The 13253-nt window shown below is 60.2% G+C and carries 19 protein-coding genes; 7 read left to right on the top strand and 12 right to left on the bottom strand.

The window, feature by feature from the left end; translation table 11 throughout:
• Positions 1 to 8 precede the first annotated feature (8 nt).
• Genes G5C33_RS06485 through pgsA form a run of 3 tightly spaced genes read right to left on the bottom strand, consistent with a single transcriptional unit; the run spans position 9 to position 1269 of the window.
• Positions 9 to 455, bottom strand: a complete 447-nt coding sequence (locus G5C33_RS06485) for a molybdenum cofactor biosynthesis protein MoaE (protein WP_165326467.1) — start codon at positions 453 to 455, stop codon at positions 9 to 11.
• Positions 452 to 709, bottom strand: coding sequence for a molybdopterin converting factor subunit 1 (gene moaD, locus G5C33_RS06480; protein WP_165326466.1), 258 nt, complete (start codon positions 707 to 709; stop codon positions 452 to 454). Before moaD ends, G5C33_RS06485 begins: the two co-directional genes overlap by 4 nt.
• Positions 709 to 1269, bottom strand: a complete 561-nt coding sequence (pgsA, locus tag G5C33_RS06475) for a CDP-diacylglycerol--glycerol-3-phosphate 3-phosphatidyltransferase (RefSeq protein ID WP_165326465.1) — start codon at positions 1267 to 1269, stop codon at positions 709 to 711. The genes moaD and pgsA overlap by 1 nt, the downstream gene beginning before the upstream one ends.
• Positions 1270 to 1395: 126 nt before the next feature.
• Between pgsA and G5C33_RS06470 the strand changes: the two genes are divergently transcribed.
• The 3 genes from G5C33_RS06470 (at position 1396) to G5C33_RS06455 (ending at position 5158) form a co-directional block, all read left to right on the top strand.
• Positions 1396 to 2673, top strand: a complete 1278-nt coding sequence (locus G5C33_RS06470; RefSeq protein ID WP_165326464.1) for an MFS transporter — start codon at positions 1396 to 1398, stop codon at positions 2671 to 2673.
• Positions 2674 to 3371: 698 nt separating this feature from the next.
• Positions 3372 to 3746 (top strand): plasmid mobilization relaxosome protein MobC, encoded by a 375-nt coding sequence (gene mobC, locus G5C33_RS06460; protein WP_165326462.1) that lies wholly within the window; start codon positions 3372 to 3374, stop codon positions 3744 to 3746.
• Positions 3743 to 5158 carry a relaxase/mobilization nuclease domain-containing protein gene (locus tag G5C33_RS06455; protein ID WP_407698067.1) on the top strand — a complete coding sequence of 472 codons (1416 nt, stop codon included), beginning with the start codon at positions 3743 to 3745 and terminating at the stop codon, positions 5156 to 5158. The genes mobC and G5C33_RS06455 overlap by 4 nt, the downstream gene beginning before the upstream one ends.
• Before the next feature lie 59 nt (positions 5159 to 5217).
• On the opposite strand, the gene G5C33_RS06450 is transcribed toward G5C33_RS06455, so the two are convergent.
• From G5C33_RS06450 to G5C33_RS06430, 5 genes are all read right to left on the bottom strand, one after another.
• Positions 5218 to 5478 carry a hypothetical protein gene (locus G5C33_RS06450; RefSeq protein WP_165326460.1) on the bottom strand — a complete coding sequence of 87 codons (261 nt, stop codon included), beginning with the start codon at positions 5476 to 5478 and terminating at the stop codon, positions 5218 to 5220.
• A 54-nt stretch (positions 5479 to 5532) separates the two neighbouring features.
• A complete protein-coding gene (locus G5C33_RS06445; protein WP_165326459.1) occupies positions 5533 to 6522 on the bottom strand; it encodes a TauD/TfdA family dioxygenase in 990 nt (329 codons plus the stop codon).
• 316 nt (positions 6523 to 6838) lie between these two features.
• Complete coding sequence (locus G5C33_RS06440) at positions 6839 to 7141, bottom strand: hypothetical protein (protein ID WP_165326458.1); 303 nt, start codon at positions 7139 to 7141, stop codon at positions 6839 to 6841.
• Positions 7142 to 7228: 87 nt separating this feature from the next.
• Positions 7229 to 7528: a type II toxin-antitoxin system RelE/ParE family toxin gene (locus G5C33_RS06435; RefSeq protein WP_165326457.1), complete on the bottom strand. Its 300-nt coding sequence runs from the start codon at positions 7526 to 7528 to the stop codon at positions 7229 to 7231.
• Positions 7525 to 7767, bottom strand: a complete 243-nt coding sequence (locus tag G5C33_RS06430) for a type II toxin-antitoxin system ParD family antitoxin (protein WP_165326456.1) — start codon at positions 7765 to 7767, stop codon at positions 7525 to 7527. The genes G5C33_RS06435 and G5C33_RS06430 overlap by 4 nt, the downstream gene beginning before the upstream one ends.
• Positions 7768 to 7905: 138 nt before the next feature.
• On the opposite strand from G5C33_RS06430, the gene G5C33_RS06425 reads away from it, so the two are divergent.
• Positions 7906 to 8871 (top strand): coiled-coil domain-containing protein, encoded by a 966-nt coding sequence (locus G5C33_RS06425; RefSeq protein WP_165326455.1) that lies wholly within the window; start codon positions 7906 to 7908, stop codon positions 8869 to 8871.
• A gap of 4 nt (positions 8872 to 8875) precedes the next feature.
• Here the strand turns inward: G5C33_RS06425 and G5C33_RS06420 are convergent, their stop codons facing one another.
• Positions 8876 to 9250 (bottom strand): hypothetical protein, encoded by a 375-nt coding sequence (locus G5C33_RS06420; protein ID WP_165326454.1) that lies wholly within the window; start codon positions 9248 to 9250, stop codon positions 8876 to 8878.
• A gap of 41 nt (positions 9251 to 9291) precedes the next feature.
• A complete protein-coding gene (locus tag G5C33_RS06415) occupies positions 9292 to 9525 on the bottom strand; it encodes a hypothetical protein (protein WP_165326453.1) in 234 nt (77 codons plus the stop codon).
• 216 nt (positions 9526 to 9741) lie between these two features.
• Here G5C33_RS06415 and G5C33_RS06410 point away from each other — a divergent pair, with 216 nt between their 5' ends.
• Positions 9742 to 10326, top strand: coding sequence for a tyrosine-type recombinase/integrase (locus G5C33_RS06410; RefSeq protein WP_165326452.1), 585 nt, complete (start codon positions 9742 to 9744; stop codon positions 10324 to 10326).
• 149 nt (positions 10327 to 10475) lie between these two features.
• On the opposite strand, the gene G5C33_RS06405 is transcribed toward G5C33_RS06410, so the two are convergent.
• Positions 10476 to 10895, bottom strand: a complete 420-nt coding sequence (locus G5C33_RS06405) for a MucR family transcriptional regulator (protein WP_165326451.1) — start codon at positions 10893 to 10895, stop codon at positions 10476 to 10478.
• Between the two features lie 432 nt (positions 10896 to 11327).
• Between G5C33_RS06405 and G5C33_RS06400 the strand changes: the two genes are divergently transcribed.
• Positions 11328 to 11543 carry a hypothetical protein gene (locus G5C33_RS06400; protein ID WP_165326450.1) on the top strand — a complete coding sequence of 72 codons (216 nt, stop codon included), beginning with the start codon at positions 11328 to 11330 and terminating at the stop codon, positions 11541 to 11543.
• Positions 11540 to 12070 (top strand): DNA methyltransferase, encoded by a 531-nt coding sequence (locus G5C33_RS06395; RefSeq protein WP_165326449.1) that lies wholly within the window; start codon positions 11540 to 11542, stop codon positions 12068 to 12070. The genes G5C33_RS06400 and G5C33_RS06395 overlap by 4 nt, the downstream gene beginning before the upstream one ends.
• 10 nt (positions 12071 to 12080) lie before the next feature.
• On the opposite strand, the gene G5C33_RS06390 is transcribed toward G5C33_RS06395, so the two are convergent.
• A protein-coding gene (locus G5C33_RS06390; protein WP_165325588.1) for an IS3 family transposase occupies positions 12081 to 13231 on the bottom strand; the annotation gives its coding sequence in 2 pieces (ribosomal slippage) (positions 12081 to 12979 and positions 12979 to 13231; 1152 coding nt in all).
• Between the last annotated feature and the right edge of the window lie 22 nt (positions 13232 to 13253).

The following is a 13253-nucleotide window of genomic DNA, read 5'->3' as shown; positions in this document are numbered from 1 at the left end:
AGAGAGGTTTAGTCCTCGCCATCCCATTTTCCCGCTGCATCGGCGTCGCTGCCGCGCGCTTCGACCCAGCGGCTTTCGCCGCCCAGCTTCTCGCGCTTCCAGAACGGCGCGTCGGTCTTGAGCCGGTCAATCAGATAGGCGCAGGCCTCCAGCGCCTCCTTGCGGTGGCTGGCGGCGGTGCCGACGAAGACGATGCGATCGCCCGGCACCATCGCGCCGATGCGGTGGACGATGGTCACGCCCTTCAGCTCCCAGCGTTCGAACGCGGCTTCGGCAAGGTTGACCAGCGCCGCCTCGGTCATGCCGGGATAATGTTCGAGCATCAGTTCGGTAACGCCATCATCGCCGCGCACGACACCGGTGAAAGTCGCGACGCCCCCTGCCCCGCGCTCTTCCAGCGCGGCGACTTCGATGCCGAGTTCGATCGGCGCGGGCTGAACCGAAACGCGGATCATCCGCCCGTCACCGGCGGGAAGATCGCGACTTCCTTCGCATTGCCCAGCGCGGCGTCGAGCGGCACGAAATTCTGATCGATTGCCGCGCGCAGTCTGGCGACATCCTTCAGGCCCGCGTCATGCCCCGCGCTGCGCCCGCGCAACCATTCGACAAGATCGGCGACGGTACGCACTGCCTCGGGCGGATCGACGGTCTCCTCGCCGGTGCCGACCGCTTCGCGCACCCAGGCAAAATAGAGGACGCAGATCGCCATCAGCTATCCATATGCCGCAGGCCGACGCGGAGATAGTCCCAGCCAGTGATCAGCGTCAGCGCCGCCGCCAGCCACAGGGTAACAAGGCCCAGTGCGGCAATCCACGCCAAGCCCGGCAGTACGGGAACGAGAATCAGTGCGCCCAGGGCGACGAGCTGAAACGTCGTCTTCCACTTGGCGAGTTTCGACACCGGCAGCGCCACCGAATGCGGCAGCCCGCCGAGAAATTCCCGCAGCCCCGACACGATGATCTCGCGCAGCAGGATCAGGATCGCCGCGATCACGTGCACCTCGGCGATCACACCCTGTGCGACCAGCATCAGCAGCACCGCCGTCACCATCGCCTTGTCGGCGATCGGATCGAGGAACGTCCCGAGTTTTGAAACGATCTGCTGCTTGCGCGCAAGATGGCCGTCGAACCAGTCGGTCACGGCCATCAGCACATAGAGGACGAAGGCGGCCAGATATCCCGACTGCCATTGCGGCCACCACAGCAGCGCGATGAGCAGCGGAAGCGCGACGATCCGCGAGAGCGTGAGCAGGTTCGGCAAGTTCAGCATCGCGCCGTTCCTAGCACTACGCCTCGGCGAACGGGAGGGGGCCGGGTGATATAAGCGATTGATACGGCGCGCGCGCCTCGGCTATGGCGCTGCCACCAACGCGGACCAGCAGGGGTCGTTTTTCGCATGATTCACGCCGTCGGGCTCCTCAAGGAACGGCGTTTCCTGCCCCTTTTCCTCACCCAGTCGCTCGGTGCCTTCAACGACAATCTGTTCAAGAACGCACTGGTCTTCTTCGCGACCTATTATATCTACGATTCCATGGACGCCGAAACGCGCTTCAGCGCGATCGCGACGGGCATCTTCATCCTGCCCTATTTCCTCTTCTCCGCGCTCGCCGGCCAGCTTGCCGATAGCTATGACAAGGCGCGGATCATGCGGATCATCAAGGCGGCGGAAGTCGCCATCATGTCCGTCGGTGCCTTCGGCATCTTCACCGCGCATATCGAACTGATGCTGCTCGCCCTGTTCGGCATGGGCGTGCATTCGGCCTTTTTCGGACCGATCAAATATTCGGTGCTGCCCCAGCATCTGCGCGACGACGAAGTGCTCGGCGGCACCGGGATGATCGAGGCTGGCACCTATATCGCCATCCTCGGCGGTACGATCGCCGGCGGGTTGCTCAGCGCCTATGTCGCGGCAGTCGCAGTGATCCTGATCGCGCTGCTCGGCTGGCTCGCCTCGCTGCGCATTCCGTCCGCGCCGCCGCTCACCAAGCTGAAGCTCGATTTCAACGTCTTCCGCTCTTCCTATCACCTGATCTCGGCGACACTGCACATCCGCCGCGTCGCGCTGGCCATTCTGGCGATGAGTGTCTTCTGGTCGGTCGCGGCAATCCTCGGCGTGCTCTTTCCGCCGCTGGTGAAGAATGTCTTTCATGCGCAAAAGGACGTGGCGAGCGTTTTCCTCGCCATCTTCTCGGTCGGCATCGCGATCGGATCGGTGATCATCAACCGTCTGCTCAAGGGCGAGGTCTCGGCCAAATACGGCCCGGCGTCGGTACTGGTGATGGCGGCCTTCGTCGTCGATTTCTTCTTCGCCGCCAATGGCTGGGAGCAACGCCCCGATACCGGACTGCACAACACCGCCGAATTCCTGGCGCTGCCGGGAACCTGGCGCATCCTGTTCGATCTCGCCATGATCGCCACCACGGGCGGCATGTTCGTCGTGCCGCTCTATGCCTTCCTCACCACCACGGTCGACAAGTCGCAGACGTCACGCACGGTCGCGGCGAACAATATCCTCAGCTCGGGCGCGATGGTGATCGGATCGGTCGGCATCTGGGCCGCGGTCGAGGCGGGAATGCCGGTGCTCGGCGGGCTTTGGGTGGTGTTCGCGCTGTGCCTGGCCTCGGCATGGACCGGCTGGCTGCTGCACAAGGCCGGCGCGGTTCCGCATCACTGAACCGGCCGGTTCAGGCGATGAACGTGTAGAAACAGACGAAGAATGCCGAGAAGCTGAGCAGAAACAGCTTCAGGTCGCTGTCCTCCCGGACGCGGCGCCGGGCGAGAGCTTCGGAACGCATGGTGCTGCGGAAGGGATGGCCCCCCCGGCCATCGGCGATGCGAAACTGGTTGCTCATGGCGACACGTTAACGCGGCGTTTACGATCCGCGCCACGCCGCTTTATGGTTAAGCAACGTTTAATTTCGGGACGCCGGAGCGCAGTCGCGCGCACCAGATGCAGGAAAGCAAGCTAAGCCCGGGGCGGCAGTGGTTAACCGCCGGCAGGAAGGCAACGGATCGGAACGGCTATCTGAAAAGCGGGTAGCCGGCAGCCCGTACAGCGGGCGCGGAATCCCTGAAGAACCTGGAGGCACGCCGGGGATCGGAAACGAACCGGGGCAAAGGCAATTCCCGAAGGGAATTGGTGGACTTAGATACACCCACCACAAATCAGCTTTTCAACATTCTAGCGGATTGGAGCGAGGTGCTAAAGGACCTGCCGGACGGCGTTCTGGAAGCCCCTCAAACCGATTTCGCTGCGCCAGAGCCGTGAGCGGCTTAAACTAACCCCCCAACCCTATTCAACACCAAGCGCATTGTTCGCGCGTCCCCATGGGCGCGTGACCAGTGCGCTTTTTCATTTTCCCCTAAGAGAGCATGACCGACCGCCAGCCCCGACCATCCCCGTTCTGTTTGCGGCTGACGCCCGAAGAGCGTGCGCGGCTTGAGCTGGACGCGGCGGGCATGACGCTGGCGGCCTACATCAAATGGCGGGTGTTCGACCCCGATTCCCCGCCGCCGAAGACGCGCGGCAAAACGCCTGTGCGCGATCATCAAACATTGTCGCGGCTTATGGGGTTGCTCGGCCAGTCGCGCCTCTCCACCAACATCAACCAACTCGCCAAGGCCGCGAACTCCGGTTCGCTGGCTGCTGATGATCTAACCCGTTCCGCCCTTGAACGAGCCGCCCGCGATATCGCGGCGATGCGCACGATGCTGATGCAGGCACTGGGTATTCGGGGCGAGCCGTGATTCTCAAAGCCTCGACCAGAGGCTCCCCGAACGCGCTTGCCCGTCATCTCCTCAACGAGCAAGACAACGAGCATATCGAACAGCATGAAGTGCGCGGCTTCATGAGCGAGGATGTCGCGGGCGCGTTAGCCGAAGTCCATGCGATGAGCGCGGGCATCAAATCTCGCAAGCCGCTGTTCAGCGTCTCGCTGTCGCCGCCAGAAAATGCGCAGGTCGATACAGCCGTGTTCGAGCGCACCGTGGAGGAGATCGAGCAGCAGAACGGGCTGACCGGACAGCCACGCATCACGCTGTTTCACGAAAAGGAAGGCAGACGGCACATGCACGCGGTCTGGTCGCGCATCGATCATGAGCGCCAAGCCGTCATCGCGTTGCCCTTCTACAAGAACAAGCTGCACGAGATCTCCAAGGGGCTGTTTCTCGAACAGGGTTGGAACCTGCCCGCCGGATATATTGACCGCACCGAGCGCGACCCGCGCAACTTCGATCTTGCTCTGTATCATCAAGCCAAGCGCGAGGGCCGCGACCCCAAGACACTCAAAATGCTGGCACAGGAAGCATGGGCGGTGTCCGACAACCGCGAGACGATGCAGCAGGCATTGGAGGCACGAGGCCTCTATCTCGCACGCGGCGATCGTCGCGGCTATGTCGCGCTGACATGGCAGGGCGAGGCCATGGCGCTCTCCCGCTTGCTGGGACGCAAGACCAAGGAGGTCCGCGAACGGCTGGGGGCCGCCGAGGACTTGCGCGATATCGAACAGACTCGCGACCATATCGCCCGCAGCGTGGGACCCACACTCCATCGGCTGATGGGCGAGGTCGAGCGTGCCAAGGTGACGGAAATGGCCCCGCTCAGTCGCGAACGGCAGGCTATGCGCGATGCGCATGCATCGGAACGTCAGCGCATGGCGGAGGGGCAAGCCGCGCGGCAGCAGACCGAAACGCAGGAACGCGCCGCACGGCTGCGTAATGGTCTGTCCGGTTTCTGGGACCGCTTGTCGGGCCGCTATGCCAAGACCCACGAGCAGAATGAACGCGAAGCCTATGCCGGGTTCATGCGCGACCGCGACCAGCGGCAGGCGATGACCGAGGCGCAGCTCGCCGAACGGCAGGCACTACAGCAACGGATTGTCGCGGTTCGGCAGGGCCACGATACGCGCCTGTCGGAGATCCACCGCGATCTTGCGGAACAGCGCGGCGCGGTACGTTCGCCATCAGCACGGCTCGACTGGTTGCAAGCGAACCAGCAACGCACTCAGGCCGAGGCCACGCTTTCCAGAAATACGGAGCAAGGGCGGTCCGGCAGCGAAGACCGCCTACATTGGCTACAGGACCGCTATAGCCGCAGCGCCGATGCCGAACGGGACGCGGGCCGAGATAGCGGCCCAGAGCTTGGACCCGACATGGGATGAGAGCAGTAGCGGCGGCTCCATTGGGAGTAGCTTAGAAATATGTGGGAATCAGAAATTTGCTAACAGCCCAAATCAAGGTCACCTAAACCTTGATTATGAAGCTCTTCAGCATCGCCTATTCGGATAACTTTGAGGCGAGGATCAATTTTTTCTAAATCCTCCACACCATCAACCACATCGGTATTAACCGCACCAAGAAATGTTGCGTAAATTGTATCCTCCCGCTGAATCATTTCAGCAGTTGGATAATCTAGATTGGTCGTCTTAGCACTTTTTTCCATGTTATCTTTTTCGCCACGGATTTCATAATTGGTTGCCATATTCACCCCCCGTAGCTAAACACCATTTAATATTACATTAATATTTCGCAATACTCAACTCTTTATGCCGAGCTCGGCATGAATAAAATTTGAATGGTTGTCCGAGCCACTCAACGCGCCGTACGATGTAACGATCCCGTCATCATACGGCAAGACGCGCGCGCGGAACTCGGCCAGCCCACCTTGCTCGCTTGTAATGTCCCAAGGCTCGTCGCCATTGAGGCGAATTAAGTGATGCTCATCCATCACCCATACCCTACGAAGGTGTCGGTGATGGCCATCGACCACCTTGAAGCCCGCTCGGCCATGAAGCATTCGAAAATTGTCTATTATCAGGACATCTCCCGGTGTAAGCATAAGCGGCCTGCCGCAATCGGGGTGCATAATGCACTGCTCACGAAACTGCCGGAGCGCATCTGCAACTCGTAATCGCTGACCATCGTAAGCTGTACTTACAATAAATTCCTCTCGATATCTTATAGAGAGATTTCCGTTCGCGAGCACCTTGAAAACCGGAGCTTCAATAGGAAACAGCCTCTTGTCGGCACTGCGCACAAAATGGAAGATGCCTTCACAAAGAAGCTGGTATATCGAAGGCGCTAGCGCCTTAACTTTTCTATACACCTCTTGACCATCAATCAGGGTCGATTCGCCGCCCTCACGTGCTTGCTGGACGCACTGCAAAATGAGATAGGATGGTGGCGAAATATGGCGCTTATATCCCCTCTCATCGCTGTAAATAGCGTTGAGAAACGCCCCGTCAGTGTGCGGGCCAAATCTCGCCGTGCCTAGCCCTTTGAATTTTTCTGATATCTGCGTTTGAAGTCGATCATCCGAGGTGACATCGACTACGCCGTTGCGTCGACTGCGCTCGTGACGCTGGATTCGACCGAAGTGCTTAGCAACCTCTAGGAGGGCATTCTCACCAGTTGAAGAAGGCTTGACTAGGCAATATCCAAAATCCGAAAGCTGGCGCGATATTATTGATCGCGGAAACGGCTTCTTAAGATCGACCTTGATACGAATGTCATCTGGATTGACCAATTGCTCCCCCTTGCAATCGCTTATCTTTTTATTGTCACGGCTAACATTGTTTTAAAAGGGTAAAATTCGGCAAACTCGGGAATCTTCGTACTCCTGGCGAAGGGCGTGAATCAAAGCATAGTAGCAGCCGAAATTTATGCCCTTTAAAAGTATGGAGCCGGGTCAGTCATATTCGACATCCCCCATGACCGCCTCAGCGAATTGGCGCTCAACTATAACTCAAACTGCGTCGCAACCGGAATCGCCTGAAGTTTCCGCTGCAATATGAAAGGGCGGCTCCAACCGGAACTGCCCTTTGCGCTCGATACCGAGGCGATCAGCGCCCAAGCAGCAGCATGAAAAACCGCCACAGGACCACCAGCGCGTATTGCAGCGCGATCATTGCCAGCAACGCGCCGAAGTAGGTCAGGAAGGCGCTCAGCACGAACCAAACATACCAGCCGATCGAGGCCAGCCAGTAGCCGTAGTGGTCGCTCATATAGCCCGTGGCCCACTCGACCGTTTCGCCGTGGAAAATCGGGGTCAACAGGAAGGCCAGCACCAGTGCCATGACGATCGCGAAGCCGCCAATCGCCTTGTCGCCGGAACCCATTTTCTGCTGTTTGCCAAAACCCGACATATCATTCTCCCATCCGTTCACGCGGCGCGTCACCGCTAACCGCGAACAGGATAGGAGCCGCATCTTCGCGGCTTGGGGGGATTGCCGCTATTCGTCGCTGGCCTCGCTAATCCAGTCCTCGCGGCCATGCCGGATACGGACGATCAGAATGGCATCGTCCTCGACGCTGTAGATGATGAGATGCGGCTTATGGGGATGCATCCGAACGGGCGGAGTGAGTTCATTGCGCAGCCGCGCTGCGCGTGGGTTTTCGGCGAGAAACTCGAAGGTCGAGATCAGACTGTCGCGATACGCGAGTGCTTGCGCAGGTCCAAAGGTTTCGACCGTATATTCCGCAATCCGCGCCAGATCGTCGGCTGCCGCTTTTGACAGTCTGTAGCCGCTCATTCCCCTGCGTGGCGCTTGATCGCGTCCTCGAATATCGCTTCGACCGTGCGTTCGCTCACACCGCTGGCGAAGCCCTCGTCGATCAGCTTCTGCATCGCCGCAATCTTGCTGTTACGCTCCTGGTCTTTGCGGATGAGATCGCGCACATAATCGCTCGCGCTGGAATAGCGTCCGGCCTGCATCTGGCCGTCCACCCAGTCTTTCATCGCCTCGGGAAGCGACACGTTCATAGTTGCCATGGGCAAATCCTCCAGCTTCCAGCATCGCATGAAATGGCGTTATTTGTCAATATTTGCTATAGTCGTTACGATTCGTTAACCATATCTTTAGCTCTTTGGCCGATAATGAAGGGGTGAAACCACGGCCAGTGAGGGAGAATGGCCTTAAGCCAGAGCGACATCGAGGAATTGAAGGCGGCGGTACCGCCGCATATGCGCCCCGCAGCGGGCGCGGGCGCATTGCTGCCAGCTTCTTTCGGTCTGGCTTCAGCCCACGATTATGACAATGGCCCGCCTGAACAGCAAAATACGGTCCCGGCCTTCGTCGGACCGCTGAGCGGCCCCGATACGCAGAAGCTGATCGTTGAAACCGTCCGGCAGTTCGATGCGGGCCAGATCGACACCACCAGCCTCATAATCCCGGCGAATCTCGGCAAGCTGCGCGCGACCGCCGAAAAGCGCAAACGCGACCAGCGTAGCGCTGATTTGCTCTTGCTCGACCTTCTGGACCGCAGGCTTGCGGAGCTGGATGCCGAGCTTGCCGCGATCGACGGGCGATTGTCCGAAATCACCCGCCGCCGCAACGAGATCGGCGAGAGCATGGAAGCGCTGGACGAACTGGCGCGGTTGCAGGCGCGTGGCGAAGTTGATCCAAATAACCGGGTCCACGCCGCGCTGCTGCGCAAAGCCGGAATATCGCCGGATGAAGCGCAGGGCGATGGCTTGAGCGCTGCAATCGTCCGCCGCCGCCATCAGTTAGGCGGCGAAGACGATGCCCTGGCCGCCGAATGGAACGAAAAAATGAAGCGTCGCGGCGAGGTCATGCGAGAACGGCAGGATGTGATCACGGCCCGCGCCGAGATCGAAAACGCCGATACCGACGAAGCGCGGATAGCCGCAGAGACGCGGGCGACCACGTTGATCGGCGCGCAGCAGCTTGGCGAAGCCGCCTATCAATCCGACAATGAGAGCGCCCGCGAGATCGCAGCCGATGCTGTTGCAGCGACCGAAGAAGAAGCCCGGCGCGTTGAAAGTCAGCAGCTCAACCGCGATACTGCTACCCGCGCAGACGAATTCTATAAGGGCGGCAACGATCTGGATTGGATTCGGGGCCCATCACTCTGATTGCCTATCGCTCGTAATATTCTCGGTGAATGTCGCGAATGAGCGTCACCAGTTCCGCTTGGGTGATCTCGAACGGGTCGATCGGATTGGTCACATGATGACCCTTCGCATAGATTTCCAATGACGGTGCCGCGTCCATCGGCCCTACGAGGATTGCACGAACAGGATAGCCGTTTCGCTCCGATTGAATTACCGCCTGTCTGATCGTCGGCCAGACCTCCGGATTTCCACCAAGTAGCACGAGATTAGGGCGCTCCTGCGTCCCTTGCGCGGCGGCAAACCGTACCGAGTTTGCTCCGGCACCGCGCACGTCCTTGACGACAAATTGCAGCGCTTCCGAATCTTGCGCTGCCGCCCCGTTCGGAACGGCCAGCATCATAGCTGCCAGCGCGGCGAGGTGCAGAGGCGTTCGCATGGCGATCACCCCCCGAATACGGAGATCAGGAACAGGAAGGCGGAAATGAGGATGACCCCGCCCGCCGCCTTGGCATCGCTGTAGGCAATGCCGAAGCCGACCACGCCCGCTACAAGTCCCGTGACGAGCGGATTGCTGAAAAAGCCGAACTCCGCATCGGCCACAGCGCAACCGATGGCCGCCGCCACGGCGGCCACTCCGGCGATTTCCTTGTTCACTTCGATTGAATGCTTCGCCATGCCTGCCCCTTCCGAAAACCTGTTCGGAAGATGCCAGCGCGCAACATTATCCACAAAAATGTTGCATACAAACCTAGGAGATTCATTGACTTAGCAATGCCATCTCCATTCTGATGGTTTCGCGACCTGTCACGTACAGCGCACAAAACAAGGAAAAAGACAACGGTTCATCGCAACAGACTTGTGGAGTCTGTTGCAGGAAGGAGGCGCGCGGCCATGAACAGGAGAATTGCCAGTGACTGGCAGGTTTTCGACCCCAAGGGGCGGCGTAAATATCTGAGCGCCGACGAGCGCGAGCGGTTCTTGCGCGCCGCCGACCATGAGGCCGACGATATCCGCGCCTTGTGCTATCTTCTGACCTATACCGGATGCCGGATATCCGAGGCGCTGGCGTTGCAGCGGCATCATTTCGAACCCACCCTCGGGCGGGTGATGTTCCGGACGCTCAAGCGGCGCAAGACGCTGTTTCGCTCGGTCCCCGTTCCGCATGATGTCGGGCTGATGCTCCCTCACGCGGGGCATTCAGATGCGTGTCTCTGGCCGCTGCATCGCGTCACCGCATGGCGGCACATCAAGGCCGTGATGGACCGTGCGGGCGTAGACGGGCCGATGGCGACCTGTAAGGGCTTGCGTCACGGTTTCGGAATTCATGCCGCCGCGTGCGGCGTGCCGCAGAACCTTATCCAGCGCTGGCTGGGCCACAGCGCCAGCACGACCACCGCGATCTATGTCGATGCCGTCGGCCAAGAAGAACGCGCCTTCGCGCACATGATGTGGCGCGGCGTGGTCGCGGTTCATTGATGAAAGGAGCCCGCCATACCGCACACTGATACAGACGATGCCGTTCTCGACCTCCTGATCGACCTCATGGCCGAGCTGGAAAACGCCGAAACCTCGCTGCGCGCGACGAGAGAAACCATCGCCGCGCTGTCCACCAAATTGGCGAGCCGTTAGCCCTTACGCTTGCCGCGCTTGGTCCCGAGGCCGATCTTCTTCGCCAGCGTCCGCCGCTGCTCGGCATAGTTCGGCGCGACCATCGGGTAATCCGCCGCGAGATTCCACTTGGCGCGGTATTGCTCGGGGGTCATCTGATAGTGGGTCATCAGGTGCCGTTTGAGCATCTTGAGCTTCTTCCCGTCCTCAAGGCACACGATGTAATCGGGCTTCACCGAGGCGCGAATAGAAACGGCGGGTTCCTGCTTCACTTCCGGTTCCGAAGGTTGTTCGCTCAAGCCAGCCAACGCGCCGTGGACATTCTGGATAAGCAGCGGAAGGTCGGACACCGCAACGCTATTGTTCGATACATGCGCAGCCACAACGTCCGCCGTCAGCGATACCAGCGTTTCGTGAAGCTCGTTCTGATCTTCCATGTCGACCCCTTTGGCGCTCTTTACCCGCATCATATGGAGATGCGCCGATTGCTATTCATCCATTTTGGGTGAAACGCAATGTCCGCGCTCCTACTGGTGCCATGCGCTGAGATTGCAATCGTCCAGAAGCCCGGATTGTATCTCTTCATTCAATTTGTCGGTGCAAAAGCGCTAGCGGTTATTTCGTTGATAGCGAGTGGCAATTCTCCACCTTCCGAGGCCGCGACATCCTCGGGCTTTTCTAGCTATGGGATCGTGAACCGGTCCCGCACCCGAAGGGCAACCTGGCTCGCTTCCGCGCTATCGCTTGTGCAGGCTCCGCCCCTGATCGGCGCGTGTTCCACGCGAGGTGTGCCCCGACTGCTCAAGGCCCCGCTCTCATTCCTCCCCATGAAAAGCCGCATTGGCGCGGCCCCAACAAAGGAGGAAATCATGACTACACAAACCGAAAACAACCGCCCCACGCACCGCATTTACGCCGTGAATGGAAATGGCGATGACGCGATCTGGACGCCCGTTGCTGCCGCATGGGCGAACCGCGACGGTAAGGGCTTCACCCTCAAATTCGAAGCTATTCCGGTGACGGGTCGCATCGTCATGCGGGAAATCTCGTCAAAGGAAGCCGAAAATCAGGGAGCGCTCGCATGAGCGCCCCTGCCACTCCCTCAAGCGTGGTGTCGGAAGCCGCACCGCGCAACCGGATCATCCATGGCGATTGCGTGGATGTGATGGCCGGGCTTCCGCCCAACTCGGTGGACTTCATTCTTACAGACCCGCCCTATGGGGTCGGCTACAGATCACGAGACGGACGGACGATCTTGAACGACGATCGCCTTGACTGGACGCGGCCAGCCTATGCCCAGATGCATCGGTTGTTAAAGCCGGGTAGCTTTTGCGTCAGCTTCTACGGCTGGAATGCGATTGCCGACTTCTCGGCCGCATGGCGTGAGGCGGGCTTTCGCGTCGTCGGGCATATCGTGTTCCGCAAGCGATTTGCGTCTTCAACACGCTATCTGCGCCATTATCATGAAAACGCCTTCTTACTCGCCAAGGGCCGCCCGGCAAGACCCGTATGGCCCATTCCCGACGTGATCGATTTCGAATATTCCGGCAACCGCCTGCACCCGACCGAAAAGCCCGTCAGTGCGCTTACGCCGTTTGACGTGCTCCCCTGAGTGTTACCATTCAGAGGTAGAGTCCGGCTCCTTCATGATGGTTGATTGAGGGGATGGCAACGTGTCTGGGGGCATGCCCCCAGACACGTTGGCCGGCGATCTCGGCGGGGGTCTTGCCGCCCAGTTTCGAGTGTGGCCTGACGTGATTGTAGTCATGCCGCCAGGCGTCGAGCACGAACCGGGCGTGGGCCAGCGAGGTGAACAGCGTCTCATTGAGGCATTCGTCGCGCAGGCGCCCGTTGAAGCTCTCGACGAAGCCGTTCTGCATCGGCTTGCCAGGCGCGATGTAGTGCCATTCGACCCGCCGCTCCTGCGACCAGCGCAGGATGGCCGACGAGGTCAGTTCCGTCCCGTTGTCGCTGACCACCGTATGCGGCTTGCCGCGCAGTCCGATCAGTCGGGTCAGCTCGCGTGCTACGCGCACGCCTGACAGCGACGTGTCGGCGACCAACGCCAGACACTCGCGCGTGTAGTCGTCGACCACACACAGGATGCGGAAGCGCCGGCTGCAGGCGAAGCTGTCCGAGACGAAGTCGAGGCTCCATCGCTGGTTCGGCCCATCCGGCAGCAGTATCGGCGCCCTGGTGCCCAGGGCACGCTTGCGGCCGCCACGGCGACGGACGCGAAGGTTTTCCTCGCGATATATCCGCAGCAGCTTCTTGTGGTTAGGTTTCATGCCTTCCCGCGCCAGCAGATAGCCCAGGCGGCGATAGCCGAACCGACGACGCTCCGCCGCCAGTTCGCGCAACCGCTGCCGCAGCGGGCCGTCGTCCGGCCGCAACGATCGATACCGGATCACCCGTCGGCTCACGCCAACCAGCTTGCACGCCCGACGCTCGCTCAGCCCGTAATGCTCACGGGCATGGGCGACGGCTTCCCGCCTGGCGCCGGGCGTCACCATTTTTTTGACGCCAGATCCTTCAGCACCACGTTGTCGAGCATCGCCTCGGCCAACAGCTTCTTGAGCCTGGCGTTCTCGTCCTCGAGCGCCCGCAGACGGCGCGCCTCGGAAACCTCCAGCCCGCCGAACTTCGACTTCCATTTATAGAACGTGGCTGAACTGATCCCATGGCGGCGGCACACGTCCGCCGTCGCCATCCCCGCCTCCTGCTCCTTCAAGATCGCGATGATCTGCTCTTCGCTGAACCTGCTGCGCTTCATTCCGTCCGACTCCTTCGTGTCG

It is taken from the genome of Sphingosinithalassobacter tenebrarum (assembly GCF_011057975.1).
GTDB classification, from domain to species: Bacteria; Pseudomonadota; Alphaproteobacteria; order Sphingomonadales; family Sphingomonadaceae; genus Sphingomonas; species Sphingomonas tenebrarum.
This window is presented reverse-complemented; position numbering and strand designations above follow the sequence as displayed.